The sequence below is a fragment of the Pseudactinotalea sp. HY160 genome (assembly GCF_009372055.1).
GTDB lineage: Bacteria > Actinomycetota > Actinomycetes > Actinomycetales > Beutenbergiaceae > HY158.
This window is the reverse complement of record NZ_WHMT01000007.1, coordinates 125308-152196: the sequence shown is the minus strand read 5'-3', so window position 1 is coordinate 152196 and position 26889 is coordinate 125308. Positions and strand designations below refer to the sequence as shown.

Genomic DNA, 26889 nt, shown 5'->3' with positions numbered 1-26889 from the left:
CTCCTGGTGGTCGGTCGAGAAGGTCTCGACCCCCAGGTGTGTGGCCTGCACGCTTCGACGCCCCGCCCGCTACTCCCGCCCGGTTTACCGTGCCAGTTCAGCCCTTCACGCAGACGATGGTTCGCAGGCGTGCCACAACTTCGACCAGGTCGTGCTGGGCCGCAATGACGTCATCGAGGTTCTTGTACGCGCCCGGGATCTCGTCGAGCACGCCGGCGTCCTTGCGGCATTCCACGCCCGCGGTCTGCTCGGCCAGGTCGGCGGTGCTGAAGGTCCGCTTTGCTGCCCCGCGGGACATGCGACGACCGGCACCGTGGGATGCCGAATAGAACGAGGCCGGGTTGCCGAGGCCGCGCACCACGTACGAGCCGGTGCCCATCGAACCGGGGATGAGCCCCATCTCACCGCTCCCGGCCCGGATCGCTCCCTTCCGGGTGACGATGAGCTCTTCACCGTCCAGCTGTTCGACGGCGACGTAGTTGTGGTGCACGTTCACGCCCTCGGTGAAGGTGACTCCGGTGCCAGTGGCCCCGCCGTGCTGGCGAGAGTCGAAGTGGTCCCGGACGACACCGGTCACCAGCGCCATCATCACCGCACGGGAGCGGGCCGCATACTCCTGGGCCCATCGCAGGTCGCTCAGGTACGCGGTCATCTGTGCAGTGCCACCGATGAAGACGGCCAGGTCCGCATCGGCGAGCCCCTGGTTGTGGGTCAGGGCCTTGGCAATGGCCACGTGCCGCTCGGCGAGCTCCTTGCCGATGTTGCGCGAGCCGGAGTGCAGCTGCAACCACACCCGGTCGGACTCGTCCAGGCACACCTCGATGAAGTGGTTCCCTCCGCCGAGGGTGCCCATCTGCTTGCGGGCCCGCGCCTGGCGGTCCTGGACCCCGTCGTGCAGGCCGTCGAACCGCCCCCAGAACTCGTCGTTGCCGCGCAGGCGCGCCTTGCCGGCGGACCCATCAACGGGACGCAGGGACCGCAGGTCGACCGGTTCGTCGTGGGAGTGGAATCCGACCGGGACAGCCGCCTCGATCTTCGACCGGAGCGGGGCGAGATCATCGGGCAGGTCGCTGGCGGTCAGGGACGTGCGCACGGCGTTCATCCCGCACCCGATATCGACCCCGACGGCGTTCGGGGAGACCGCATCGCGCATGGCGATCACGGAGCCGACCGTTGCCCCCTTGCCGTAGTGGACGTCGGGCATGACGCGCAGCCCCGCGACCCAGGGAAGCTCGGAGATGTTGCGCAACTGCTGGAGCGCCTGGGCCTCGATGTCGTCCTCGCGTGCCCACATGAGCGTGTCGGCCTTCGCCCCGCTCAGGGTCACCGGGTACTGCTGCCTGCTCATCTTGAATCCCCTTCCGGGTGGTTGGTCCTGCTGATGATGGTGGCCCTCCCGGGAATCGAACCCGGACACCCTTGCGGGTGCTGGAGTTTGAAGCCAGCGCGTCTGCCTGTTCCGCCAGAGAGCCCTACCCGGCCATCCAAGTTCCAGCCAGTCACGAGCCAGCCATGCAAGTTCCGCCGGTCGTTCATCGGCCGGAGCCAGTGTTTCGGTTGCTGCCGTGTTGCCTGTGTTGCCGTGTTGCTGGTGCTGGTCCAGCGTCGGAATGGCAGGTCTCGAACCTGCGGCCTCCCGGTCCCAAACCGGGCGCTGAGCTACATTCCGTGGTCGTGGTCGTGGTCGTCGTGGTATCGAAGCCGCCGGGGTTGAGCCGCACCATGTTGCCATTCGTCCTGCTCGGGGCAGGCTCTCGGCCACAGCCCGATTACCGCGAGGCAATTCGACCCCGGCGGCTTCGATACCCCACAGGTGTGCGGGGCGAGCCCATCGACGCCACGCGGGGGCTGTCGAGTTCGTGAACCTGCCTCAACTCCACCCCGTCTCGCTTCCACCCCGTGCCGTCTGGGCGACGAGAATTGCACTTATGCGAACTGAGGATCCTGTGCTCACGGGCACCTCAGGCTCACGACGACAGGGCGGCGTGGAGCTTGCTCCCGTTGCGGTTCGCCTGCCTGGACACCTAGTACTTCCAGCCCAGTGCCAGCGTCTGGGCCATGGCGGACTCCGTGAACATTGCCTCGGTGCAGTGCCCGCACGCCGGGGTGAAGATGAACGTCGGGGCCGGCATCTGTTGCTGGTAGGCGGCCCAGGCGCGGTGGTTGCCGTCGATCAGTTCCAGGTGCTCCCCGTTGGTGGTGACCAGGATCGGCTGGATGATGCCTTCAGACGCAATCGAGGCGATCACCCGAGGGAACCAGCTACGCGGCTCCGCAGCCTTCTGGGAGCCGATCTCATCGAAGGCGAGGTCCTTGACCGGACGCAGGTCGTAGTCGCGGGATCTCAGCTCACCCACTTGGCGGACCGACAGATGGGCTCGCGTCAAGCATTGCCGGCACGACAGCGGCTGCTCGCCGAGGGCATTGCCGAGTTGCGGAGTCTGGTGGTCAGTTGGCTTCGATGTCGGAGTCACACTGACGGTGTGTGCGGAGGTGCCCGACTCACCCCCGCGACAACCGCCGGACCATCTCGTACCCCTAGTTGGCGCGCCCCTCCGGGGAGCCGCGTTCCGGGGTTTCCCGGACTACCGCAACCGGTTCTCCAGATCACGTCCAATGGCAGCTTCGACGATGGCACGCACCGAGGTCCCGTCATTGGCTGCCGCCGCCTTCAACCGCCGGCGCATCTGCTCGGGTATCTGGACGGTCAAGTGGACGAGCGGCCCACCGGTAGCCTCCCGGGTGAACGCCTCCGTCATGCTCCCTGCTCGACCCGGGATCGCCTCAGCACCGGGGTTCGCCTCGGCCTGCACTGATTCTGCTGACCGGCCGGAACTGCCCGTGTTTACTGAACCGCCGATGCTGGCCGAACTGTCTGTGATGGCTGACGTGCGGGTGCTTCTGGGTCGGCGCGGTGCCATGGCCAGGGCCGGGTCGGGCTTCTTCACGGGTGTGCCTCCAGGAGTTCTGCTGCCGCCTGCTCATACCGATACAGGTCGGGGCCGGGCCTGCGCCCGAACGACTGGCGCACCCCTTCCCGCATGGCGATGACGGTCTCGAAGTGGCCGGTGCCCTCCCCCTGCAGCACCTCCAGTGCGGCCGTGATGGCGCGGGTGCGGGTGTCGGCCTGCGTGAGGAGGACGTAGGCGGGTATATGCGCCCCTGCCACCTGCACGGTCTCCCACATCCGGGCCATGTCGATGCTGGACGGCGCGGTGGGCACGATAGCCACGTCCGCGGCGGCGAGGGCGGCGTCGATCAGGCGCGGGTCGCCGGGGGCGGTGTCGATGAACACGAAGTCGGCGACGTCACGGGTGCGGCGCAACTGGGCGAGGTTGACCGGCTCGACCGGGAACGGGAGCGACTCACCGGCCTCGTCGGCGCGCAGCGCCCATTCGGTGGCGGATCCTTGCGGGTCGGCGTCGTAGACGTGGACAGTCCCGCGGGCGGCGAGAGCCGTCGCCAGGTAGATGACGGTGGTGGTCTTCCCGACCCCGCCCTTGGTGTTCGTCACGACGATTCGCACACCCGAGAACGGTATCACTGGATTTACCGGCACGCCTAAACCGGGCTTTACCGCAATACCGGTTTCGGGGAATACCGACAGAACTCGCCGTCGGCGAGAATGGTGTGCGGCGGTGGGATCGAACCACCAGTCGAGGAGGGCCATGGCTCATCCCCGCCCCCTCCGATGGGGCCGCACGGCCTCGCCGGTACCGGCAGAGGAGGGTTACGGTCCTCATGCGGCTCACCGCTCGATGGCGGACTTGCCTGACCGGCTCCCGACGGGGCCTCGCAGACCAGGTGTGCGGCACGCGGCGGGTTCCGCCACATCTGGCTGTCGTCCATGAGCTCGCCCGCTGCTTCGAGCCCCGCTTCCAGCCGGTCCAAGAGCGCGTCGATCTCGGCAACCACTTCGGCCCTGTCCACTGGGCGGGCCCGCGTCCACGCCGGCTCGTCCTTCACGCCCGCCGGATCCCGGTGCCGGTTCCAGATCGCGGTCACGGTCCGGGGTGTGATGGTGTGATGGCTGGCCCATCCGTGCTGGTCGATGGCGGGGATGAGGGCGTACACCTGCCGCCACGAATCGCTCACGGCGGCTGCCCCCACGCAGTCGTGACCGCGATCTGGAACCGGCATCGTCGCCAAGTACGTCATCGCGGTCCGGCGTCCACCATTCGGGGGCAGAAGCCGGCACATCTGGGCCCAGCGAGTGACGATGCAGGCACGGCACGTTCGCCGGTCTTCTCGCCAGCCCATCACATGCCCGCGGATGGCCGCCTCCCCGGGGTCATCAAGTTCCCCAGGGCCATCAACCTCGCCGGGACCGGCCTCATCTCCAGGGTCACCCACTGCCCGGGACCCGGGGAGCATCACGTCACGGGGCCCGAGCTCGCATATCTCCCGCCGAGTCATCCCGGCCGCCCCCAGCGCGAGCACGAAGGCGTCCCTCCGTCCCCACAGGCCCCCGAGGGTCGAACTGGCGGTGGGCGCATGGCTCGGGCATGCCCGGATCGCCTCATCCCACGACTCCTGGGTGCGCTCCGGGCGGCCGCCAGTGACCGGGAGAGCGAGGTGATCGCGCAGTTGCCGTAGCCGGCGGGGCCCGAGCGGTACATCGGCCAGGAACCGGGCCACGAGCACTCCCGTGATCGGGGTGGTGCGGTTGCCGGTGGCCGCCAGCCAATCAACGAACAGGCCGACCCCAGATCCCGCGGGTGAGGCAGTGCTCACGGGACCGCCAGTGCTCATTGGAGGACCGGTGTTCATAGGCCGAGCCGCATGACCGCGTTGGCCGCGAACGGATTGTTCTGCCGGTTATACCCCTCGACGGTGGCCGGGTTACGGTGCCCGGACTGGGCCATGACCTCCGCGAACGTGGCCCCGCGGCGCAGCGCCTGGGTGATGAACCCAGCCCGCAGCGAATGACCTCCCCACGTGCCTTCAAGGCCCGCAGCTGTTGCCCGAGTGGCGACGACGGCGGCGATACCGTGCCCGCTCAGAGGATTGCCGGTGATGTTGCCGTGCCGGTCCACCCGCAAGATCACCGGCAGGGAGCCGAGGTCGCGGGCAGCGGTGAGCCAATCCCCCGAGCAGGCATGCCGCCGAGTTGATGGACGCAGAGTCGACGGACTCAGAGTCGACGGACTCAGAGTCGATGGACTCAGGGTTGATGGGCGCAGGGTTGCGGCCATGAGCTCGGATCGGTCAACAGTCCCGATTCGGCTGGCCCGGATTGCGTTGGCCCATGTCGCCAGCGCGCACAACGGGCACAGGGCCGGGCCGGTGTGCGCCTTCGGGATCGCCTTCAGGTGGCCGCGGTTCTCCTGGTCGGTCTTGGATCCGCGGACGTGGGCGGTCAGGCCGTCGCCGGAGGCACGCAGGTCGTCCCAGGTCAGGTTCGACAGCTCGGATCGGCGGAATGCCCCGGACCATCCGAGCATGAGCAGTGCCCAGTCGCGGCGGGCGGTCACGCACCTCGGCCAGGTGGAGGGCAGGTGGTCGCTGATGCGGGCGAGGTCTTCGAGCAGTAGCGCCGTCATGGCCCGGCGTGGACGTTCCCTCGACAGGGTGCGGCGGATCCCGGCGGCCACAACCTTCACGGAGGGGTGGTCGGTCGGTGAGGGGTGGCCCGCGTCGCCGTGTCGTGACGCGATGGCGGCCAGTCGGCGAGTGAGGGTCGCGGGCGCGTAGACGGGGATGCCTTCGATTCGCAGATCGGCGCAGGCGGCCAGGTAGTCGCAGACGGTGCCCGGGTCCGCGGGCAGCGGGTGACGGTCATGGGCACGACACCAGGTGAGGAAGTCGGCCCAGTCGCGGGTGTAGGCGGCCCGGGTCGATGCCGCCAGTGAGGCGTGAGCGTACGAGACGGCCTGCTCCCCCATCCCCGCCAGGCCGGACACAGCCAACTCGGGTCCGGCCAGCCCAGGCCCGGCCAATGCGGTCCCAGTCGATTCGGGGGTGCCGGGGCCCGGGTGGGTCGTTCGGGTGGGTTCGAGTGCTTCGCTCACACCCGTGCACACTACGACGGGCCGCCGATAGTCCAACGGGGCCCGCGGGCTTCAGCGGGATTCGCGCGGGTAGGTCAGGCGGCTGTCGCGGCTGCGGCTTCCTGCCAGGTGCGCGAGCTCCGGTGGTTCAGTTCGGCGGCGATCTGTTCACCGGCCGGTCCCACGAACTGTTCATGGAGTTCGGCGAGCTCACTGGCGGTCAGGTTCGACAGGAACTGGGTGGGCACCCTCTCGCGGTCTTGGACGGTCTCCAGGTAGCCGATCACGTCCCGCGGGATGCCGGCCTCGTCGCATGCCCGGGTGAGGCGGGCCGCATCGAGCCTGCCGTGTTCGCCGTGGGGCCGGTCGTCGGCCTTCATCCATTCGGCCAGGGTGTCTTCGATGTCGTCGACGGCGGGTGCCACGACGTCCTCACCGAGGATCGTCATGTGGGCGCTCGTGGTGGACATGGCCGCCTGGGACGAGATGTGCCCATCGGCCTGCAGGCGGGTGATCTGTTCTCCGGCGAGCACCCAGCCGGAGCGCTGTGCCTGGGCCGTGACGTGTTCGTGCACCTCGTGCTCGCTCGCCCCCAGTGATTTGGCGGCCCCTAGTGATATGGCGGCCCCGGGGCGGGTCTCCTGCGCGAACTGGCCCCCGGTGGGGCGGCCGGCGGGCTGTCGGGCGGGCTGGCGTGTGCTCATGCCCGTGATGTGTGCGGGACGGGAAGATGCCTCGGCCACCCGGGGCAGGGGAACCGAGGGTGGCCGAGGCTCTGGTTGGAGCAAGGACCGTGAACCTCGCTCAAGGAGCACCCACAGCGTATCAGAATGTGAGACCCGATGTGTCAGCAAACCCACTAGGCCAGCAGGCTCAGTGGGTCAGTAGGCTGGCCGGTTCAGTGGATGAGGCGGCGTGCGCACGGGGCGAGCCAGTTCGGCAGGTCTCCGAACTCGTCGGCCACGGCCAGGCCACTGGTCGCCTCGAACACGGCGGTCAGGTTCGGTGCACTCGTGAACGGCTCCGGGTCTCGCAGGTTGGCGCACCCGCCCCTGTGGATCTTCTTGTACCCGCGGGTCAGGTCACTCTCTTCGACGGCGAAGTCGGTCACGGCGGCCTCCTGTAGGCACTCGGCGGGATGGGCGTTCACTCCCCCGGTGTGCGGACTACCGCCTCTTGCGCCCGGCGCTGGCGTGCACGCCGAGGATGAAGGTGCGCATGTCCTCGTCCGGCTTCTTGCCGTTCATTCCGATGAGTCCGCCCGATGTGCCGCCGTAGATCGCCTCCGTTCCCATGGACAACACCTCGTGGTAGGTGCCGCCGCCGTACTCCTTGCCCATGTAGGAGGTGATGAAGTTGTCCGGGCGGGCGTACTCACGTGACCGGGAGTAGAGCCGCTTCAACGGTTCCCGCTCACCGGTGGCCGGATCGGTGGTCCGGCGCTTGACGAACTCGCCCTCCAGGTGGCCGATCCCGCTGACTGCGTGCTCGAACCTGTGGGAGAGCTCGTGGGCCGAGGTGGCGAATGTGGACGTGCGGCCCGACGCGGCTGTTCCTGAGGAGTTCGTGGTGATCTGCGGCGAGTTCGTGTACCCGGTCGTGTTGACCACCGTCTTCGGCCTGCGCCACGCAGTGCGGGACGGGTCTTCCGGGGAGACCCACTTCTCCCAGCCGCGGCCCCGAGGTGGGGTGTCCTCATCGAATGAGCCGTGCTCCCAATACCGGGCCACCGTGTAATGCGTCCGCCACATCGCCCCCTCGACCCCGCCCCGCTCATCGCGCTCCTCGCGGGTGAGGGGTACGTACTCCCGGTACGGGTCAGTGGAGCGACCCCACGTAGCCATATCCTTCTCGCCGAATCCGCGGGAGAGGGTCCGGTCAATCCCGCGGGTCGTCTTCTTCTGCATCTTCTGGTCGATGTAGTGGGCGCGCCGGTCCGAGAGCTTCACGAACGGGGCCACGGACCCCTCACTAACCGTATGCCCCCGGTACCGGCGGGTCTCCTCCCGGTTCTTCTCGTTCGAGGCGTCGATCCAGTCCGAGGGGAACACGGCGGCGGCCTCGTCGAATGCCTCCCGGGCCTTCTTCGCGGACCGGTCGTTCCACACCATCTGCCCGCCCACACCGCGGACCTCACCGATGGCCGCCTGGTATCCGTCGGCCAGCCGTCGCAGGTCCTCCTGCGCCTGCGGGTCGGACCCGCCCTTCAGCCTGTTCTTTACCGAAGACGCATCACGGAACCGTTGAAGCGCCTCATCGTAGGTGGCCTTGTGTGGGCGCACAGCCTCATCCCTCGCGGCCCGCACAGCCTTCCACTCCTCGCTGCCCGCCTGGTCCCTGCCGAGGTCGACGAGCATTTCACGAAACGGTGTCCCGACCTCATCGAGAACTACACTGGCCTTGGTGAGCGCCTCTTCGGCCTCCTCGCGGACACGGGTGGCCTCATCGAGCCGGACCTGGAACTTCTCGCGGGCTTCGAGGGCCGTGATGCCGGCGAGCTCCTCCGCCCGGGCAGCCACCTTCTCCCCCACGTGCCGGGTCGCTGCCTCGACCGAGCCGTGCTCTGCGATGAGCGTTCGGCGCGCAGCGTTGATCTCCTCGACGAACTCGCGCACCGCCTCCTTCTCCTCCGCGGGGGAAGAGACGAACACGCTCGGCGTGGGGCTGACCACCATCGAGATGTCGTCGGCAGTGCGGACCGCCTCCGCGAGCTCACGGGCCGCCGTGGACATGCCCTCCATGCCCGAGTCACTGTCGAATCCAGATCCTGTGTCACTGGCGTCCCACGGGTCCAGCAGGTCCACGCCCGCCTCATCCCACGGGTCGGCCAGGGCGATACCGGCGGGTGCTCGGCGTGCTTGCGCGAACTGGCCACCGATGGGGAGGCCGGCAGGCTGACGGGCGGGTGCGGGGCGGCGGGTCATGCCCTCCATGTGTGCGGGGCTCACCTCGCCGGCAATTCACCCATTCGCTCGCTGGTCTATTCACCCGCTGGCACATTCATGCGCGCTGGCCTATGAGCTTGGGTTGGCCTCCCCCGGCACGCAGGCCCGGTTGGAGAACGCCTCATCGAGCCAGCTGGCCACCTCTGCGGGGGCCTGGGTGACGAACAAGCGCCCCGGATTCCATGCGGCCAGGGCAGCCAGGGCCTGCACGGGGTCGCCGGCTGAGGCTTCGACCGGGAAGAACCCGAAGATGTCGACGGTGCGGCCCTCAATGGTCGCGGCCCGCGCTTCACGGACCAGTTCGGGGTCGCCAGTGAAGTCGTGGCCGTCCCAGGAGGCGACGTGCCCGTCGATGTCGACGGTGATGATGTGGCTGTTCATGGTGGGTCTAGCCCGGGGACGATGCTTCGGGCGGTCACCGTCACCATTGCCGGGACGAATGGGCGAGCGGGCTTGAGTGGACCCCGTCCGGCGGGGCCTGTTCTCACCCGTCAGCGGGGTCCTTGCCACCCTGGCGTGCGGCGGCCTGTGGTTGATGTCACGCAGTAGCTGAGGTGGGGCAGTGGTTGAGGTCACGTGCTCTGGTTCATGTAGGGGCCCGCCACGGTCCTGTTCTCGACCATGGCCGCAAACCTGGTCAGCGGAACGAACCGGTGTTCGCCACTGGTCAGCTCCACCTTCACGTGATCGTCGTGCATAGTGGGCGGCGCATCGAGCCGGGCCCCGGCAGAGCTCCAGGAGCCTGAGCAGACTTGTCCATGCTGAACTGCCGGCCCGTACTTACTGCCGTCATTGGCGTTGTCGAGGGATTCGAGGAACAGCACGCTTCCCTCGCCCTCCCGGAGTTCATCGACCCGGACCATGGAACGCATCTGGTCCAGCGACGGTGGCCGCATCCGGTCTCGTTCTGCCCGGAGCCGCTGCATGGCCGAGTCGATCTGGCGGGCGTACCCGAGGAGGGCGTCGACCCCGGTGGAATCCTCCGGCTGGTCACTGATGTCGCTCAGGTCGTAGGACTCGTTCAACCAGGCCGTGTTCGCGAACGGGGCCGAGACCTCCCATCCCGTGTATCCGCTTTCCGGTTCATGGGTGAGGTCGAACCCGGCGTCGTAGTCATAGTGCTCCGCCAGTGCCGAGGCGACGGACTGGGCGTCCTCCAAGTCCCCTCCAAAGACTTTCAGGTCTTCGAGGGGCTCTTCGCCGTCGCCGATCCAGCCACTGAACTGGCTGGAGCCAAAGAGGATCTCCGCCAGTCGCCGGTCGTCGTCGCTGAGCGAATCAAGGAACTCGTCCACCGAGGCGGGCTCTGTGCTCTGGGTGGGATCTGCGTTCCGGGCGGGGTCGCCGGTCAGGGCGAGGCCGGAGGGCTGCTTCGGGTCTTCGGCGAACTGTCCACCGGTCGGGGTGCCTGCGGGCTTGCGGCTGATGTTCATGCCCTACAGGTGTGCGGGGCTCAGCCGCGGGCCAGGCGGGAGACCATATCGGCAACGATCGAGGCCAGGTACTTCGCGTCCGGCACGCTCAGCCCGACCGTGTCGCCCTCGCCGTCGACGCCGGTGAAGACCGCGGGCCCGTGGAACGACTGGTGGATGTTCCCGTCGAGGAGCTCGTGGGCGATGGTCGTGGCGAACTTGTTGACCTCGTAGATGAACAGGCCCTCGTCGTGCAGCCACATGTCCATGCCACGGCGTACACCGACCACGTCCACGGTCCCGCCGACGCCTCGCTGCAGGACCTTCAGGCTACTACCGGTCTCGGGCAGGGTGAGCGCGGTCAGGGAGCCGTCGACATCGAGCCGGAGGGCGACCTGGGTGGCTTCAGCGGGCTGGCGTGCAGAGGTGGTCATGGCGGCAGGGCTCCTTCATGGGTGGGTGGGCGATTCACCCGGCAGGTGTGCGGCCCGCGGGCACCGGTGCCACCGCTGGCTCCGGGTTCAGAGCCCCCAAGTGGTGGGGAGTGAGCGGGCCGCAGTGGTTGGTGTGCGCGGCAGGACGGATTCAGGAGGCGAGGACCCCCAGCCGCGGCACGTTGGCCTCGGCACCGTCCTTCGTTCCCCGCTGCCTCACCTGAGAGCCGAGGGGTGACGTTGACCGCGTCGCGCGCACAGGGGGACTCGAACCCCGTCGTCTTCGCCCACCCGGGCTGCGCTGTGTGCCCAATCAGGCGGCGATTGCCGGCACCCAGACCCGGGCGAACCGGACCACCGGCAGACCGGCCGAGACGGGCTCATGCGGGGCGACCTGGCCCCCGTCGTTCACTTCGGTGAGCTGCTTGCACAGCAGGCCCTTCCACGCCCGCAGTTCGTCGATGTAGAACTCCCGCAACCGCAGCAGGTACTCGTCCTCCCAGGCGTCCTCACGGCCGACATCGTTAGCCGCCTCCCGGGCCAAGTCATCAGCGACCAGTGCCGCCTTGTCGTCGCCGGCGTCGATATCCTCGCCATCCCAGGCCGCCAGTTCCCGCACATTCAGGTAGGTGATCGAGGACCAGGCGGCCTCGAACGTGTCGGCGGAGATGTTCGGCAGGAGCGCGGCGACCTCGCCACGGACACCACCGGACTGGGCGTCGGCCGCCCATTCGACCCGCTCAGCCAGGGGACGGTCCGCCAGGGAACGGTCAACACGGGACTGGTGCGTGCGGGGAAGGTCAGTGTTGGTGCTCACGACCTACAGGTGTGCGGCCCGCGCCACCTGATGCCACGCAGTCCTTCGCCGGCCTCACCCACAGTCGAGTCCGGCCAGATAGCCGAGCGGGTCACCGACCACACCCCCGGTGTCCGTACCCGAGACGCCGTCGTGAATCTCCAAGTGCAGGTGCGGCCCTGTAGAGCGCCCGTTGCTGCCGACACCGGCGATCACCTGCCCCGCCATGACCGTCTCCCCGAGGCCGACGTACACCCCGGAGGCGTACATGTGCACGTACCAGGACGTGAACACCCGGCCCGCGACCGCGTGCTCGACGATGACGACCTGGCTGGACCGGCCAGCGAACCCGGGACCGACGTAGACGACCTTGCCGTCGGCGACCGCCTGCACCGGTGTCCCCAGCGGCGCGGCCATATCCAGCCCCGCATGGAAGGAACGTGAGCCGTCGATCGGGTCCATGCGCGTCCCCGGCATCGAAGTCAGCCGCCACGCCCCCGCCGCCATGGGCGAGTCGATACACGCCGGAGGAGGTGGGCCTTGCGCGGTTGGCCCGTCCCCGAAGTCGAACTCGACCGGCCCCGTCGCAACCGGCAGGCGAATCGTCTCCAGTGCATCAGGGGCCACTGGCTCATCCTCGAAGACCGCCCACGCGGGCGAACGCTCCGAAGAGGACGACACGGCAGAGGCCGTCAATGAGTTCTGAGCCGTGAGCGACGGCTGGGACACAGCAGCGGCTCGGGGACCGGCCATGCCGGTGAGCATCGCCCCGCTGCCGGTGGCGAGCACGACGGCTGCAAGGACTCGAAGGATCGTATGTCTGGGCACGGCATGTTCTAGCCCGCGCACATGCCCGTCCCCCGTCAATCCCACCCGGCAACCAGTGTTGACTGACTGACTGGCTGGCTGACTATGCAGCCCGAGCGGTCTCGCGCGCCCGCGACGTCAACGCGGTGCCGGCCACCGGGTGCTGAGCCATCGGATCCTGGGTCATCGAGTCCTGGGTCATTGGGTGGTGGGCCATCGCACCGATGAGCCGCTCCCGAACACTGGCCGGGTCGGGGCCGAGGAACCCGCCCGGTCCGATGTGCTGGCCCGCCACGTCCGCCCAGTCCTCGTCGCCGGAGACGACCGCGAGCCGGGCCGGACCTGCCGCGCACTCATCCGCCACGAAGGCGTTCGCCAGGACCACGCCGTCGCGCCCGGGGAGCCCATGGTCCCGGTAGAGGTTCCTCAGGTGGCTACGCAGTCGCCGGAGCCCGTCACGTCCCGGCCACGGCAGGGGTGCCACAGCGACGAGAGCGAGTGCTTCGGCCGCGGCCACGCAGCGAGGCGAGAGGAGGATCTGGCGCAGGTCTTCTTCGTCGTAGTCACGCCACATATCGGCCAGACCGTTCTTGGCACCACGCAGAGCGTTCTTCATCGAGTGGTAGGCGCTGCGCGGGTCCCGGACGATGACCCGGTACATCGCGGCCCGTCTCGCCGCCGACAGTGGGCGCACGGCCGGGGGGACCTCGTAGTACGCCTGCAGGGCCGCTGCCTGGGCGAGCACCCGTTCAGCCTTCTCGGCCCGCCGGGACGCATCCAGGTAGGCATCACGCACGTGGGCTGCCCGGTCCACTTCGGCCTGCTCGAACGCCTGCCGGCGGACGACCTGGGCCAGGGCCGACCGGTGCCCGACCCCCAGCTGTTCACGCTGCTGATTCAGGCTCGCCCCCAGCATCGTCGTGTCGATGAGCTCCGTGCCCGTCCCAAAGTGGGAGCGGCGCTCGATAGTGCGCAAGAACTTGCTGCGCTCCCGGATGATGCCCTCACGCAGGTACCCGACCGCGGAGGCACCGGCGGCGACCCGCTCGAAGTCCAGGAGCGTGGCGGACTCCCCCGGCTGCATGTACTCCCCCACCACCCTGCCCGTGATCGCCCGGACGGCCCACGACTGCGCCTCGAAGACGACATCGTCACGCAGGTGCCAACTGGATGAACCCAACAGCCGCGAAGCGGTCTGCTCGACCAGGTCCGTGTTCCACACCGCCTCCAGCACCTTGTCGCGGGCCTGCGACTCGCGCATGAGCCCATCGGTGACGAGGGAGGCGATCTCGTTGATGAACTCATCGAGCTCGGGGTATTGGACGCGCCCCTGGATGGGAGCGGGCAGAGTGTCGGAGGCATGCATGCCCGACCGGTGTGCGGCAGGGGCCAATCGATCCCCCGCTGCACCACCAGTGGGTGAGCCCGCCGCCGGCAGCTCGAAACTGGGTAGGTCGAGTCCGGGCCGGTCGAAACTGGGCAAGTCGAGTCCGGGCAGGCCGTAGCTGGGTCGGTCGAAGCTGGGAAGGTCTGGGTTCGGGGTGGCGGTGGCGAGGATGGGCACGGACTCCATGTGTGCGGGCCCGATCATCACTGGGTTCCCGCTCACCACTGGTCTGTTCACCACTGGGCTGTTCCCGGGTCTGCTGGTCACAGGTGGGTGGTCTGGGGTCGGCCCGGGGCACCGCGGCGCATGTAGTCGCGCCAACCGGCCAAGTGCGCGTCCAGCCACTGCTCCCGGTGCGGGGTCATCCTGTCGGTGGCGTGATCGAGTGCCTGGCGTTGCTCGTAGCACCACCAGCCCAGGCGGCGCTGTGCCCGGTCGAAGCTGCGCCGGTTCGGGAACAAGCCCCCGTTGAGGCGGATGAATCGGGCCGCGTCTTCGGCGGTGGCCAGCCACTTGGCCTGCTGCAGGAACGATCCGCGGTTCGTCGAGGTCGTCGGGCTCGTTCCCCGCCAGCCGGGGATGAGCCGGTCCAGGTAGGCCCCGCGTTCGGGGGTGAACCGGTTCGCGTGGCGGCTGTTGCGGCCCTTCTCGGCCGACTTCCAGCGGGATAGGCGGCGGGCCAGCTTCCGTTCGGTCACGTCTGGTGAGGATCCATCGGGCAGCTGCTTGTTCCGGCCCGTCCAGTCGGCCACTTCGGCCACGGACCGGCGAAATGTCGCCTCATGGTCGACCATCGCGGACCAGCCCGGTGCGGAGGCGTCCAGGAACGTGGTCTTGCGGGCCGTATGGGGCCGGAACCGTTCCGCCCAGGGGCGCTGGTGGTGGATGCCCCGCTGCTGGGTGTGCCAGCACGCCAGGAGGCATTCGCCGCGGTCGTAGGACGCCTGGGAGGGCCAGCGGCCCGTCGCCAGCCACGTCAACCCCACCTGCTCGGCACGCTCGAACCAGCCGGCGGACTGCGGGTCGGACCAACCGGGCATCACCTCATCGAGGCGACGGGCCAGCACCGGGTCGGGGCGGCGGATGCGCAACTGGGCCAGTGCCTGAGCGAGCTCACGTTCCCGGGCATCGGCGATGGCCAGCGACTTCGATGGCGGGCGGGCGTGCACACGCGCGAACTGGACGATCTGGGTGGTGGCTGTGGCGGTGTCCATGCCCTCCCGGTGTGCGTCCACGAGCACTCGACGCCACGGCCCCCAGCATCACGGCACTCGATGCCGACTGGCCGGAGCCTGGTCGGTCAGATGGGATGGGCCTGGTCATGCGAAGGGCGGGACGCCCCAGGATCGCTCCCGTGATGCCCCGCCCCACCTGGCCCAGTCCCAGTTGGCCCAGTCCGGGCTGATCAGTCCGGGCTGCTAGAAGTCCCAGTCGTCGTCGGAGGTGTCCTCCGCCTTGCCCATGACGTAGGAGGAGCCGGACCCGGAGAAGAAGTCGTGGTTCTCGTCTGCGTTCGGGCTTAGTGCCGCCAGGATCGCCGGGTTCACGTTCGTGGTCTCGGGCGGGAACAGCGGGTCGTAGCCGAGGTTCATGAGCGCCTTGTTGCCGTTGTATCGGACGAACGCGAGGACGTCTTCGGTCAGCCCGAGTGGGTCGTACAGGTCCCGGGTGTACTTCTCTTCCACGTCCATGAGGTGGTCGAGGAAGTCGTAGGTGTACGCCCGCAGCTCCTCGCGGCGCTGATCGTCGACTTGTTCTAGGCCCTTCTGGTACTTGTAGCCGATGTAGTAGCCGTGCACTGCCTCGTCGCGGATGATGAGGCGGATGAGGTCGGCGGTGTTGGTCAGTTTCGCTCGGCTCGACCAGTGCATGGGGGCGTAGAAGCCCGAATAGAACAGGAATGATTCGAGCATGACCGATGCGATCTTGCGTTTGAGCGGGTCATTGCCGTCATAGTGGTCCATGATTGTTCGCGCCTTGGCCTGCAATTGCGGGTTCTCGCGCGACCAGCGGAACACCTCGTCGATCTCGGCTGTCGACATGAGTGTCGAAAAGATGGACGAATACGACTTGGAATGGACTTCTTCCATGAACGTAATGTTTGCGTAAACGGCCGCTTCGTGACGGGTGATGGCGTCGGGAATCAGGGAGACGGCCCCCACGATCCCCTGGATGCTGTCCAGGAGGGTCAGGCCCGTGAGCACCTTCGCCGTCATGTCCTTCTCGGCCCGCGTCAGCGTCGCCCACGAGGAGATGTCGTTGCTCAACGGCACCTTCTCCGGCAACCAGAAGTTCGAGGTGAGCCGGTTCCACACCTCCACGTCCTTCTCGTCGACGATCCGGTTCCAGTTGATCGCCTCGATGGGCGCGAGCAGGTCGGGTGTGGTCGTGTTGCCTTCAGCCATGATGGCTCTGGCTCCTTTCACTGCGAGGGAGAATGTGATGTGGGGGCCGGGGCAGCCATGCACACGGCGAACCGCCCCGGCCCCAACAAGGGGCATGCTGCTGGTTCTAGCCCGGCAGGACCCGAACCACCGCGCCGATACCCAATGGCCTGATCGTGACTGGGCTGTTCGTCGTGCCCGGATTGGTCGATACGGGGCCGGCTACCGGTGTTCGACTCACAGGGCGCACGAGACTCACAGGGCGCACGAGACGCACCCTTCGGCTTCCGTCCCGGCGAGGGCCTGCTGGCGGACCCGGATGTAGTAGAGGCTCTTGATGCCGCTGCGCCAGGCGTAGATCTGCGCCCGGTTCAGGTCACGGGTGGTGACCGTGTCGGGGAAGAACAGGGTCAGGCTCAGCGACTGGTCGACGTGCTCGGTGGCCGCGGCGTAGGTGTCGATGATCTTCTCCGGGCCGACCTCGTAGGCATCGGTGAAGAACTCCCGGTTCTCGTTCGTCAGGTAGGGGGCCGGGTAGTAGACGCGCCCGAGCTTGCCCTCCTTGCGGATCTCGATCTGGGAGGCGATCGGGTGGATCGAACTCGTCGAATCGTTGATGTAGGAGATCGACCCGGTCGGCGGGACGGCCTGCAGGTAGGCGTTGTAGATGCCATGGGCCATGACGCTGTCACGGAGCTCACGCCAGTCGGACTGCGTGGGCAAGGCGATCCCAGTGCCGGCGAACAGGGACCGGACCCGGGCGGATTCGGGCAGCCAGTCCCGGGTCACGTACTTGTCGAAGTAGGTGCCGTCGGCATAGGCCGAATCGGCGAACCCCTCGAAGGTGGCACCGCGCTCGATGGCGATCCGGTTCGAGGCGCGCAGGGCGTGGAAGGCGATGGCCGCGAAGTAGACGCTGGTGAACTCCAGTGCCTCCGGGCTGCCGTAGTGGATGCGTTCGCGCCCCAGGAACCCGTGCAGGTTCATCTGGCCGAGCCCGATGGCGTGCGAGGCGTTGTTCCCGGCGACGATGGACGGCACCGAGGAGATGTTGGTCTGGTCGGACACGGCCGTCAGTGCACGCACCGCCACCTCGACCGTCTGGCCCAGGTCGCCACCGTCCATTGCCTTGGCGATATTCAGCGAGCCGAGATTGCAGGAAATGTCCCGGCCAATGTGTTCATAGCCGAGATCATCGCGGAATGAGGAAGGGGTAGATACCTGGGTAATTTCAGAGCAGTTTCCTGTGGATATCCCATTGAAGATCACTGAATGTCCGTTGTCGACAGTGACGTCATACACGTCTTCAACGCCGTCCGGTTCAATTGAGACAACCGTTGCCCGATACTTGTGCGTGCGATAGCCGGCCTTGCCACTCGATCGTTCAGTCAGTTCGTCGTACCGCGCACTGTGCCTGGGCAGCCACTCCACGAGCGGAACGATCGCATCGACATCACGCCTGCTCGTAGCCCGCAGAGACCACGACTGCGACTGGTAGTACTCCTTCAAGCCGCCGCGCCCATCGGGCAACAGCGCGAGCCCGCCCACCTTCCTGCTGGCGTAGATGCGGGTGTAGACGCCGAGGTTGAGCAGTATGCGCTGAAGCGCGACGAGATGAGCGTGATCAATAGACCCGACCTCGACCGAGAGGGTGTTGTACTTCTTGGACCCGGTGATCGTGGCCTCGAACTGCAAGAACCCGTTGAGGTAGGCCACCTGCGTCTCGCGGTCACCCCGGAGTACGAACTCCGGCACGACCGTCTTGGTCGCCTGGACCATGCCACGCTCGGCGAGGAGCTTTGCCAGCGGTGCCGAGTGGAGGGTCTCGCGCTTGTAGATGACGCTGTTGACCGCCTTCGGGGTGAGGGTCGACTGTCGCTCCACCAGGTCGTCTCGGCCCGCCAGTGCAGCGGCGGCGGCCTGTTCGACGGCGGCGGTGAACTCTCGCTTCTCCCCGTACATGTTGATGCGCGCGGTGGCCGTCCTGTTCCCGGCGCTCGTGTCCCCCTCGATCAGCGTGCCGTCGGCCGCGATTGCGCCGGCGAGGTAGGCCAGGTCCGGTTCGTGCACGGTGCCGAACGCGCCCTCAGCGGGCTGGACAAGGATCCGGTCCCCGGGCTCGACCTCATTCAGCGGGATCTTCACGACCTCGCCGTCACGGTCGACGTACATCTTGTGCCACTCCGTCGCACGGAGCTCGAAACCCTCAGCGGTCGTGACCTTGAAGATGTCCGCAGATTCGGCGGTCTTGAACATCCGCGTCGACTTCTCCACTGAGACGCCAGACCTGTTCAGGTCCACGTCACGGGCACGGGTGTCCACCACGACATCGAAGTCTTCCTGCGTCTCGTACAGGTCGCGCACCTTGCGGTAGCCACCGGCAGTGAGGATCTCCGTCTCGCCCGTCACACACAGGTTTGACATTGAGATTCTTCCCGCAATTGGATTGGCTCGATTCACGGTATCCTCGAACAGGATATATGGATATCCTGACTCGAATTGAATCTCGGCAATCGTCTGGAAGAGGCGACGCGCGGAGATCTTCGTCTTGGCGATGCGGGCATCGGCCACCATCTCCTCGTACTTCTCACTCACCGAGATCTCGGTCATCGCCACCCCGTAGACCCGCTCCACGTCGTACGGCGAGAACAGGTACATGTCCTCGTTTCGCTTGGCGAGCTCGAACGTGATGTCGGGGATGACGACGCCGAGGGAGAGTGTCTTGATGCGGATCTTCTCATCCGCGTTCTCGCGCTTGGTGTCCAGGAACCGCATGATGTCGGGATGATGGGCGTGCAGGTAGGCCGCCCCCGCGCCCTGACGGGCCCCGAGCTGGTTCGCGTAGGAGAACGAGTCCTCCAGCAGCTTCATCACCGGGATGACCCCGGAAGACTGGTTCTCGATGCGCTTGATGGGTGCCCCGTACTCGCGCAGGTTCGTCAGGCACAGGGCCACTCCCCCGCCACGCTTCGACAGCTGCAAAGAGGAATTGATGCCCCGGGCAATCGACTCCATCGAATCCTCAACGCGAAGCAAAAAACAGTTGTGCACGATGGAGCCGGCGGCCGAGTAAGTGTGGGTGTCCTCCACTTCGAGGTTGTAGACCTGGTGGGCCCCTGCCTCGTGGGAGACCGACTTGACCCGGAACGTGGCCTGCCCGTCGACCCAGCGGTACTGGGTCGCCTCGCCACTGGTCGGCTCGAACTTGTCGATGGACTTGCCGACTTCGCGGATCAGCGCCTCATTGGCTCCCGGGATTCCTCGAACCACGACCTGCCCCGTCGGGTTGCCGCAGACGTTCGTGTACACCCGTGTCTGAGCGAGCACACCGAGCCCGATGGCGATCTGACGGACCTGCTGAATCAGCGGGAGGTTCACAAGATCGAGGATCATCCCCGTGCCCGAGACGCAACCGTCTCCACGGCACAGCCCGACGAGTAGCCCTCGACGGAACTCATCCGGGGCGGTGAGCAGCTCCTTCGGAAGGATCTTCCGTCCCGAGCCCGTGCCGACCAGAGACGCGACGAAGCGGGCCAGCACGATCGAGTTCGCAACGACCGTCGTGGATCCGTCCTCCCGCACGTATTGGCGAGGCGTGATAGCGAAGACCGATCGGGTGAGGGCGTCCGCGTCGTCGAGGTAGTCGGTGTGCAGGCTGTTGAACGTGAAGACGACGCCGCTGTACCCTGCCCGTTCCGTCCTCTTCGCAACGTGCCCTTCGGCGAGGTAGTAACCAAGCCAGCGCCCGAAGTCGTAGTCGAGCTTCACCTGGTCGTGCACGGGCGAGACCGAGGCAGACGTGTTCGTACCCTTGGCGTGGTTGTTCTTGGCATCCGTCGTCGTCGCAACGATGTCGCCTGCGCGGATTTCGTAGCCGTCTCCCAGTCCGGCTATCGCGGACACGCTGAGCACGTCGTCCCCCGGATCTGGCTTGATCCCAGCCTGGACGATCTCGTCACCGACCTGGACATCCTTCGCGGACGCCCAGAACAGGTTCGCCGACGACCCGTCTCCGGCGATGATGACGTCGGGGCGCATCCCACGAGGCCGGTAGATCAGCACGGGATGTTCAGGTGTGCATCGCAGCGGGCGCGAGCCGACGATGCCGAGTTCGACGATGCCAGTCTCATCCGTACGAGTCATCGTCTTCGTCACCGCGTGGAACCGTCCGTCATGGCTCAACACCTCGTCGCCCACCCGAATCTCACGAATCGGTCGCTGTCCGGTGGCGGTATCGATCAGAGTGTCCCCCTCGAAACAGGACACCTGCTCGCCGGCGGCGACCTTACCCGCATTCAGGAACGTCGGCGTCGCCGGCTGGAACCGGCCCGTGAGCATCTCCTCAACGAGCAAGACCGCCTGCGCCTCGTCCCCGCCCGCCAGCGACAGCGCCACCATCACCACCCGGTCCTCGAACCGTTCCAGGTACCGCTCACCATCGAACGTCTTCAGCGCATAGGACGTGTAGAACTTCAACGCCCCCATGAACGTGCGGAACCGGAACCGGTGACCGTACGCCCGCCCGTGCAGGTCATCGACGAACTCGGGGTCGTAGGCATCGAGCAGGTCGGCCAGGTAGTAGCCGCCGTCCACGAGATAGTCCAGGCGTTCACGGCGAGAATGGAAGAAGACCGTGTTCGGGTTCACGTGGGTCAGGAAGAACTGGCGGGCCGCCTGACGGTCGGCGTCGAACTGGATCCCGCCGCCGGAGTCGTACAGGTTGAGCATCGCGTTCAGTGCGTGGTGGTCGAGGCCGCCGGTGTTCATCCGGTGAAGTTCGCGGCTCGTCGGCTCCATGGTCGGCCCATCGGCAGGGCCCGCCTCGACGGGGTGGGTGGTGATCGTTGGGCTGGTCGTCACGGGGTGGTGCTCCTTGATGCGTTGGGCGCGTCGCGCGCCGGTGAATGTGCGAATGCCCGCCATCGCGGGTCTGGCTATCTCGGGTCGGGTCATCTCAGGCCAGTGCAGCTTCGGGGCAGTGCTGACTCGGGGCAGGCCATGACAGGGGCCGCTTCGCAGAGCGGTGCTGGCTCGGAGAGTGGGGCCGGTTCGGTGACACGGCTGTCGGCATTCCGCCAGAACTCGGCCAGGCCGTCCCGGACCCGGGCAACGTCCACGGGCGTGCCGAGAAGCTCGAACCGGTACAGGAACGGGACCCCGACCTTGGCGGCGATGATGTCTCCGGCGATGCAGTAGCCGGACCCGAAGTTCGTGTTGCCGGCGGCGATGACACCGCGGCACAGGGCCCGATTGGCCGGGTCGTTGAGGAACTTGATGACCTGCTTGGGGACCGCGCCGGCAGGGGTGCCGTGGCCGTAGGTGGGGGTGATGAGCACGTACGGCACGTCGGCCTGCACGTGCGGGTCGCTGCGCCGCAGCCCGATCCGGCGGGCCGGAAGGTCCAGCTTCTGCACGAACCGGTGCGTGTTCTGCGACACCGACGAGAAGTAGACGATCCTCGCCTGGCTCATAGGCAGTTGGCTCATGCTCATCACCCCGGGTGGCCTACGCAGGCCCGCTCAGGCCGCAGCCAGGGCAGGAACGCCCATGGCGGTGTCGGACAGGGCGGGACTGGAGACGGCGAGCTGCTTGGTGAGTTCCTTGATCTTGTCGGGACGGAACCCGGACCAGGTCTGCTTGCCGCCATCAGCGTCGCGGGCGACGACGATCGGGGCCTGGGTGAACCCCTGGGCCTTGATCATCGCCATCGCATCGGCATCGGTGGACAGGTCGACGGTCTCGTACGGGATCTGGCTGCGCGCGAGTTTGCGCTTCGTGGTCTCGCACTGGATGCAGCTCGGGGTGGTGTAGACGGTGACAATCGGGGTTCCGGCAGTCGTGTTTGCAGGCACGGTTGGTGACTCCTTCGAGGTGGTTGCTCCACGGGTCCCGGCACCAGAAGCCGGGAACGATGGTGTGTGCGGTTCTAGCCCGCCTCGAAACCGTCTCGGCGTGTCGCGCATGATCACGCCAAAAACTTGTCCCTCCGCCCACCGTGCCGGAGCACCCGAACCACAGGGTTTGAATCACGGGTTCCGAGCCCCGGGGTTTGACTCACAGGGCCCAGTCACGGGTCCCGGTGCTGGAAGCGCCTACACGCCGGTGGGAAGCGCCTGACGTAGTTCGTCGATGGCCCGCAACGTCGCCTCATCCAGGAAGACGTCCATGCCGCGCACGCGGACGTTGAGCCCGTTGGTCCGCCGCGTCGATGCCCGGACCGCGGGGGTGATGTCGATGCCGTCACTGGAGGTGAACTCCCACGGCTCGCCCGGGCCGTCGGGGAACTCCAGCACGGGCTGGCCAACCAAGGTTCGGGCTGGCACGGGTCGGACTGGCAGCGTGGCGGTCATGACCGGGTGTCCTCGTCGCCCTGGTCTGCGGCGCTGACCTCCTCGGCGCTGGACTGCTCAGGGCTGGCCTCCTCGGCACTGGGCTGGCCAGCACCGGACGGCTCCCCACTGCGCTGGTCGGCGTCGAGGTTCCCGACGGAGCGGGCGCAGCGGGCGAGTGCGAGTTGGACGCGCCCGACCAGCGCGAGGGTGTCGATCCCGTAATGGCCACGGGCGACCTCATCGCGCATCTCCTCGGCGGCCCGGACTGCCTCACCGGCGTAGTGGCGGGCGACGGTGGCCTCCACTGCCCGGATGGCGGCGGGGTCGTCGGCCTTGTGCATCTCCTCGGGCGACTGCCACACGGACGGGGCCGGGTACTGGGCCAGGGTCGACTTGGAGAACTTCTCTTCCCGGCCGGCGCGCTCCACGATCCACAGCGTCTTGGTCGCTCGGGTGATGGTCGCATGGGACGCAACGATGCCGCTGGCGGTGGGCCGGGTGACGATGATCCTCTCGCCGACCTCGAAGTTCGTGTGCTCGCTCATGGTCTCCTCCTGGGGTGGTGCGTGGTCACCTTCACCGGTGTGCGGCGACCAGCCGATGACGCCTCAGCCGATCTGTGCCCTGCCGATTGACGCCTGCCGGTCGATGCCCTGGGGGCGGGTGCTCGGGCCGGGGGTGGGATCCGCCCGCTGCCTCCTTCGCTCTCCGGCGCTGGTGGTGACTGCCGGTGGCCAGGGCTGGCGGGTTGGTGCTCGCACACCGTTTTGGGGTGTTGTCACCTCTGGTTGGAGGGGGTGTGGCAACTTGGAATCGTTGATTTCATGCGGAAAGGTGGGGGTGGCTCTGGGCCTGCTGTGGGTGGTTTGTCACCGTTGGCACCACTGGGTTGGATCGGGTGACAAGTAAAGGGATTGCAAAAGGTGCAGGTCAGAGCGGGTGCGAGTGCCCCATATATATATATTTGTCACTTTGACACCTACACAGACACACACACACGGGCGCATGCACTCTCTATCTCTGTGGGGATCGATATATATAGCAGGATCCTCCTATACGTATGCACTGGGAACAGTGCCAAGGTGACAAATGGGTCCAAAACACCGACCTTTCCGCAGTATCATGCGGTTTTGTGTTGTCACTGAGGGGGTGACAAGTGGTGTCAAACGGGGCAAGATGACACCCGGAACCGGCGAAAGTACCTAGTACTGGCAGTATCGCATCCCCTCTAGACCCGTCGGGCGCGCGCCCAGGCGCGAGCGGGCGCGCGTGTGCGCGCATGCGCCCGCGCGACTACCATTGGCACCAGGGTTGCGTCAAGGGTCAGTTTCGGGAGCTCAGTTGGTGACGATATCGGGGTCAACCGTCAGCAAGTGGCTTTGTAAAGAACGAGCAAAGTGTCTCGGGGTTGGGCCCGATCCCCCTCCAACCGGACCCCAGAACGACGATCCAGGGACGTTCCAGCGGTGATCCATGGGCCACCAGCGACCGGTCGAGGGTCCGATTCAGCACCCGAACGAGGCGGGATCCGGGGTCCGTCCCGGGCTCCCGGGATGCACCCGGAACACCCATGTGTGAGGTGCTGGAGGTGCTCCGATGAGGACGATGGAGCAGGTGCTTGCACGCGCCCAGCCGGCCCCTCCAGGCACTGCCCCCAGGGCCACCCCCAACAGGCGGTGCGCGAAGCCCTACCGGCGGGCCAAGGTCAACCTCACGGACTCGCTGACGGCCCCGGCAGCCAGGTCCAACAGGTAGTCCCCGTGGCAGCCGTACGGAAACCCTCCCAGCGCCCCGCCATACCGGCACGAGCACACCAGGTCCTTCCCGGCGAGCTCCTCCCGAACGGTCTGTGGCGACACCTCCCGGTTCCTCACCACGAGCCTGCCGGAGCGCACCCCGCAGGTGATGAAGTCACGAAACCACTCCACCGTGTCCGAGACCGTCGGCGGTCTCACCCGGACCGTCACGGCCCCCAGCGGCGTGCTCGCACGCACCTTCGACCAGCGGAAGGCCCGGAACGGGTTCGCCCACTTCGATCCTCGTCCCACCCACACGGCATCGCGGGGAACGAACCAGGCCCGGCCAAGAAAGTACGGGCGGCGGATGAGGCGAGGCATGACGAACTCCCAGGCTGGCACGGTGGCGTGGACACCACTGCGGTGTGCGGCCCCAACCCGCTGGCGACACTGCATATCGTCATCTCGAAGCACCGTCATCTCGAAGCACCGTCATCTCGAAGCACAGCGTGTGACCCCTGCGCTCGGGCGAGTGTTCAGTCGCGTGTGCGCCAGCGCCGGATCGTTGATGCCGACAGCCCCGTCGCGTGGGCAGCCTCCGCCCCTGTGAGCCCTCTGGTGGCCTCCACGGCCTCCCAGACGGTCTCGTAGCCATGCTGGCGCACCTGGGCCGTGAGCTTGTCCAGGCGGGCGCTGAGCATCGCCTCCACGCCTGCCCGACGTCCGGGGGCGTGGGAGGTGCGCACCGTCTCGTACCCGCTCGTCTCCCGGATCGAATCGGCTGCTTCCCGGCCTGCCGCCGAAGTCCATTCGACGCCGTGGAACGGGGTGAGGTGATCCAGGCTGGACGGGTCGGCTTCGTAGGCTGCGCGGCGCTGAATGCTGGCTCGTTCCCGGACACCATCGGCCAGCATCGAGCCCGTCGCCGGAAGCCGGTGCGCCGCCCGGTATTCGCGGGCCGTCACGGCGTGGACGTGCCGCAGGTGCGGGGTCAGGTTCCGTGCCCGATGCCCACAGTCCAGGCAGGTGATGAGACCGTCCTCATCGGAGATGGTCGCCGAAGACCCGATCCTGACACGACCGGACTGATCAGCGGACTCACCCGTGGCTTCAGCGGCGGGCTCACCAGTGGCCGCACCGGTGGCATGGGCCGGCTGGGCCGCTGCAATGAACTCATCCCGGTCATACAGGTTCGCCGAACCCCGACCACGCCGGCCAACCGGCCGCGGCCACGCATCAGGGTCACGAGACATGTACGTCGCCAGCGTCGCCGGAGAATAGCCGAGCAGCTCGGCAGCCTCACGGCGGGTGATCAGCGCAGGCTCATCGCTGGACATGACGCCACCATAGGGCCACCCGCGAACCGGGAGGCGCTATATGCGGCTGGCTCAGACGTGTTCGAGTTCGTCTGGGTCCGGCATCCCAGGCTCGGTCTCCCAGAGCCGGTTCTGCACGTCCGACCCGGCCGCATACAGCGCCTCGTCCACGCCGCCCCACGCACCGGAGGATCCGAAGCCGACCTCAGTGAAATCGTCTTCGCCGGGCAGCCGCCGCTGGATCGCATACTCGATCCGGTACTCAACCTCTCCCCTACTCATGGCGCGCTTCACCGCCATCACCAGTCGCCGGGTGCCAGTCGGGCGCAGGGGGACTCGATGCCGGGTGCTCGTCGCAGGCGACCCCCGTCCTCGGAAGCGCCCAGGCCAATCGGGGCCAACGGGTGAACTCTTGCCCGCAGGTGCAGCAGGTCACCACCCGCCAGTTCGAGGCGTGCCCACGGTCGGTGACTGCGTGGCACCCGGGGCACCGATGCGGCTTGTCCGCGTCCTGGCGAGCAATGTTGCGAGTGACCCCGCGAGTGACCCCGCGAGTGACCCCGCGAGTGACTCCGCCGCCGCTCACGTGGAGGCCCAGCCGAAGAACAGCCAGCCGATGCACTCGCGCGTCTTCGGAGCTTCCGTCGTCACCACGTCCACCGTCACCGTCGCCGACTTCACCACCGGCACGAACGACACCAGCGGGCTCCCGTCCGGCCGGACCACGACCGCATCGATCGTCACGGCTCCCCACATCAGGGGACGCCCCTGCCCGGCCATTTCTGCGAGCTTCGCGGCCGCCCACTCACGGGCCTGCGCCTGAGTGTTGAATAGCTCGTCACACAGCAGCCCATGCACCCGGTACTTCGTGACCCGCCCGGTGCCGTTGGTGAGGACCTTCGTGTTCCCGTTCAACGCGAACGAGCGCACCCGCTGACTCACGAACACCTGCCCGGCGGGAACGGCCACGCTGACCTGCCGGCCCTGCTCACGCCCATAGGACTCGAACTCGGCCAGTGTCATGCCGGGGCGAGGAGGCTTCACGATGATCGTCACCGTCTCCGTGGCGGTCTCATGGTCGTCACTGCAGACCGGGATCGCACCCGCCGGGCCCCGCTTGTCGATGAACCGCTTGTCATCGAACAGGTCCTCGGCCAACGCGCTGGCCTGCGGAAGCGTCACGGGCTCCATACCCACGACCTCGAAGTCGGTCTTCTCGGCGAGCGTGCCGGTGTAACCGCCCCCGCCGTTCGCGTGCCGGGCATCGTCCTTGGCCCCGGTGAACGCCTGCGAGGCCTCGGATCCCGGCTCGTACTGGATGAAGATGGTCGATCCCATGGCGTGCTCCTG

23 protein-coding genes, 2 tRNA genes and 4 pseudogenes are annotated in these 26889 nt (G+C 67.3%); all 29 read right to left on the bottom strand.

Annotated features, from left to right (window positions below; genetic code table 11):
• Nucleotides 1–97 precede the first annotated feature (97 nt).
• Nucleotides 98–1348 carry an RtcB family protein gene (locus tag GCG21_RS08950; protein WP_152819202.1) on the bottom strand — a complete coding sequence of 417 codons (1251 nt, stop codon included), beginning with the start codon at nucleotides 1346–1348 and terminating at the stop codon, nucleotides 98–100.
• A gap of 37 nt (nucleotides 1349–1385) precedes the next feature.
• A tRNA-Leu gene (locus tag GCG21_RS08945) sits at nucleotides 1386–1472 on the bottom strand.
• Between the two features lie 133 nt (nucleotides 1473–1605).
• Nucleotides 1606–1669, bottom strand: a tRNA-Pro gene (locus GCG21_RS08940).
• Between the two features lie 355 nt (nucleotides 1670–2024).
• Nucleotides 2025–2474 (bottom strand): ParB/RepB/Spo0J family partition protein, encoded by a 450-nt coding sequence (locus GCG21_RS08935; protein WP_152819200.1) that lies wholly within the window; start codon nucleotides 2472–2474, stop codon nucleotides 2025–2027.
• 111 nt (nucleotides 2475–2585) lie between these two features.
• Nucleotides 2586–2759 (bottom strand): hypothetical protein, encoded by a 174-nt coding sequence (locus GCG21_RS16240; RefSeq protein WP_194165022.1) that lies wholly within the window; start codon nucleotides 2757–2759, stop codon nucleotides 2586–2588.
• Between the two features lie 185 nt (nucleotides 2760–2944).
• Nucleotides 2945–3670, bottom strand: coding sequence for a ParA family protein (locus GCG21_RS08930; RefSeq protein WP_152819198.1), 726 nt, complete (start codon nucleotides 3668–3670; stop codon nucleotides 2945–2947).
• 1096 nt (nucleotides 3671–4766) lie between these two features.
• On the bottom strand, nucleotides 4767–6011 hold the full coding sequence (locus GCG21_RS16235) for a tyrosine-type recombinase/integrase (RefSeq protein ID WP_194165021.1): 1245 nt from the start codon (nucleotides 6009–6011) through the stop codon (nucleotides 4767–4769).
• 74 nt (nucleotides 6012–6085) lie between these two features.
• A complete protein-coding gene (locus GCG21_RS08915; RefSeq protein WP_152819193.1) occupies nucleotides 6086–6694 on the bottom strand; it encodes a hypothetical protein in 609 nt (202 codons plus the stop codon).
• 194 nt (nucleotides 6695–6888) lie between these two features.
• Nucleotides 6889–7140, bottom strand: a complete 252-nt coding sequence (locus GCG21_RS08910) for a hypothetical protein (RefSeq protein ID WP_152819191.1) — start codon at nucleotides 7138–7140, stop codon at nucleotides 6889–6891.
• Between the two features lie 16 nt (nucleotides 7141–7156).
• Nucleotides 7157–8914: a hypothetical protein gene (locus tag GCG21_RS08905; RefSeq protein WP_152819189.1), complete on the bottom strand. Its 1758-nt coding sequence runs from the start codon at nucleotides 8912–8914 to the stop codon at nucleotides 7157–7159.
• 90 nt (nucleotides 8915–9004) lie between these two features.
• Complete coding sequence (locus tag GCG21_RS08900; protein WP_152819187.1) at nucleotides 9005–9316, bottom strand: hypothetical protein; 312 nt, start codon at nucleotides 9314–9316, stop codon at nucleotides 9005–9007.
• Between the two features lie 191 nt (nucleotides 9317–9507).
• The gene (locus GCG21_RS08895; protein ID WP_152819185.1) at nucleotides 9508–10230 is read right to left on the bottom strand and encodes a hypothetical protein; all 723 of its coding nucleotides are present in this window, start codon (nucleotides 10228–10230) and stop codon (nucleotides 9508–9510) included.
• A 158-nt stretch (nucleotides 10231–10388) separates the two neighbouring features.
• Nucleotides 10389–10781, bottom strand: a complete 393-nt coding sequence (locus GCG21_RS08890; RefSeq protein WP_152819183.1) for a DUF3846 domain-containing protein — start codon at nucleotides 10779–10781, stop codon at nucleotides 10389–10391.
• Between the two features lie 313 nt (nucleotides 10782–11094).
• Nucleotides 11095–11598: a hypothetical protein gene (locus GCG21_RS08885; protein ID WP_152819181.1), complete on the bottom strand. Its 504-nt coding sequence runs from the start codon at nucleotides 11596–11598 to the stop codon at nucleotides 11095–11097.
• 54 nt (nucleotides 11599–11652) lie between these two features.
• Nucleotides 11653–12039 carry a M23 family metallopeptidase gene (locus GCG21_RS16230; RefSeq protein ID WP_194165020.1) on the bottom strand — a complete coding sequence of 129 codons (387 nt, stop codon included), beginning with the start codon at nucleotides 12037–12039 and terminating at the stop codon, nucleotides 11653–11655.
• Nucleotides 12040–12487: 448 nt separating this feature from the next.
• A complete protein-coding gene (locus GCG21_RS08875) occupies nucleotides 12488–13993 on the bottom strand; it encodes a hypothetical protein (protein WP_194165019.1) in 1506 nt (501 codons plus the stop codon).
• A 41-nt stretch (nucleotides 13994–14034) separates the two neighbouring features.
• Nucleotides 14035–14985 carry a hypothetical protein gene (locus GCG21_RS08870; RefSeq protein ID WP_152819175.1) on the bottom strand — a complete coding sequence of 317 codons (951 nt, stop codon included), beginning with the start codon at nucleotides 14983–14985 and terminating at the stop codon, nucleotides 14035–14037.
• Between the two features lie 204 nt (nucleotides 14986–15189).
• On the bottom strand, nucleotides 15190–16176 hold the full coding sequence (nrdF, locus tag GCG21_RS08865; RefSeq protein ID WP_152819173.1) for a class 1b ribonucleoside-diphosphate reductase subunit beta: 987 nt from the start codon (nucleotides 16174–16176) through the stop codon (nucleotides 15190–15192).
• A gap of 234 nt (nucleotides 16177–16410) precedes the next feature.
• Nucleotides 16411–19200, bottom strand: a pseudogene (locus GCG21_RS17250) (LAGLIDADG family homing endonuclease); the annotation flags it as partial.
• Nucleotides 19201–19224: 24 nt separating this feature from the next.
• Nucleotides 19225–19548, bottom strand: a pseudogene (locus GCG21_RS17245) (hypothetical protein); the annotation flags it as partial.
• A gap of 861 nt (nucleotides 19549–20409) precedes the next feature.
• Nucleotides 20410–20952 (bottom strand): annotated as a pseudogene (locus tag GCG21_RS17240) (ribonucleotide reductase N-terminal alpha domain-containing protein); the annotation flags it as partial.
• Between the two features lie 275 nt (nucleotides 20953–21227).
• A pseudogene (nrdI, locus tag GCG21_RS08850) lies at nucleotides 21228–21626 on the bottom strand (class Ib ribonucleoside-diphosphate reductase assembly flavoprotein NrdI); the annotation flags it as partial.
• 48 nt (nucleotides 21627–21674) lie between these two features.
• Nucleotides 21675–22007, bottom strand: a complete 333-nt coding sequence (nrdH, locus tag GCG21_RS08845; protein ID WP_370517414.1) for a glutaredoxin-like protein NrdH — start codon at nucleotides 22005–22007, stop codon at nucleotides 21675–21677.
• 240 nt (nucleotides 22008–22247) lie between these two features.
• Complete coding sequence (locus GCG21_RS08840; RefSeq protein WP_152819169.1) at nucleotides 22248–22505, bottom strand: hypothetical protein; 258 nt, start codon at nucleotides 22503–22505, stop codon at nucleotides 22248–22250.
• Entirely contained in the window at nucleotides 22502–23032 is a 531-nt protein-coding gene (locus GCG21_RS08835; RefSeq protein ID WP_152819168.1) for a hypothetical protein, read from the bottom strand. The genes GCG21_RS08840 and GCG21_RS08835 overlap by 4 nt, the downstream gene beginning before the upstream one ends.
• Nucleotides 23033–24175: 1143 nt before the next feature.
• Nucleotides 24176–24604, bottom strand: a complete 429-nt coding sequence (locus GCG21_RS08830) for a DUF4326 domain-containing protein (protein WP_194165017.1) — start codon at nucleotides 24602–24604, stop codon at nucleotides 24176–24178.
• Between the two features lie 155 nt (nucleotides 24605–24759).
• Nucleotides 24760–25560: a MucR family transcriptional regulator gene (locus GCG21_RS08825; RefSeq protein WP_152819166.1), complete on the bottom strand. Its 801-nt coding sequence runs from the start codon at nucleotides 25558–25560 to the stop codon at nucleotides 24760–24762.
• 51 nt (nucleotides 25561–25611) lie between these two features.
• A complete protein-coding gene (locus tag GCG21_RS08820) occupies nucleotides 25612–25833 on the bottom strand; it encodes a hypothetical protein (RefSeq protein WP_194165016.1) in 222 nt (73 codons plus the stop codon).
• A gap of 288 nt (nucleotides 25834–26121) precedes the next feature.
• Nucleotides 26122–26877 carry a hypothetical protein gene (locus tag GCG21_RS08815; RefSeq protein WP_152819164.1) on the bottom strand — a complete coding sequence of 252 codons (756 nt, stop codon included), beginning with the start codon at nucleotides 26875–26877 and terminating at the stop codon, nucleotides 26122–26124.
• Nucleotides 26878–26889 lie beyond the last annotated feature (12 nt).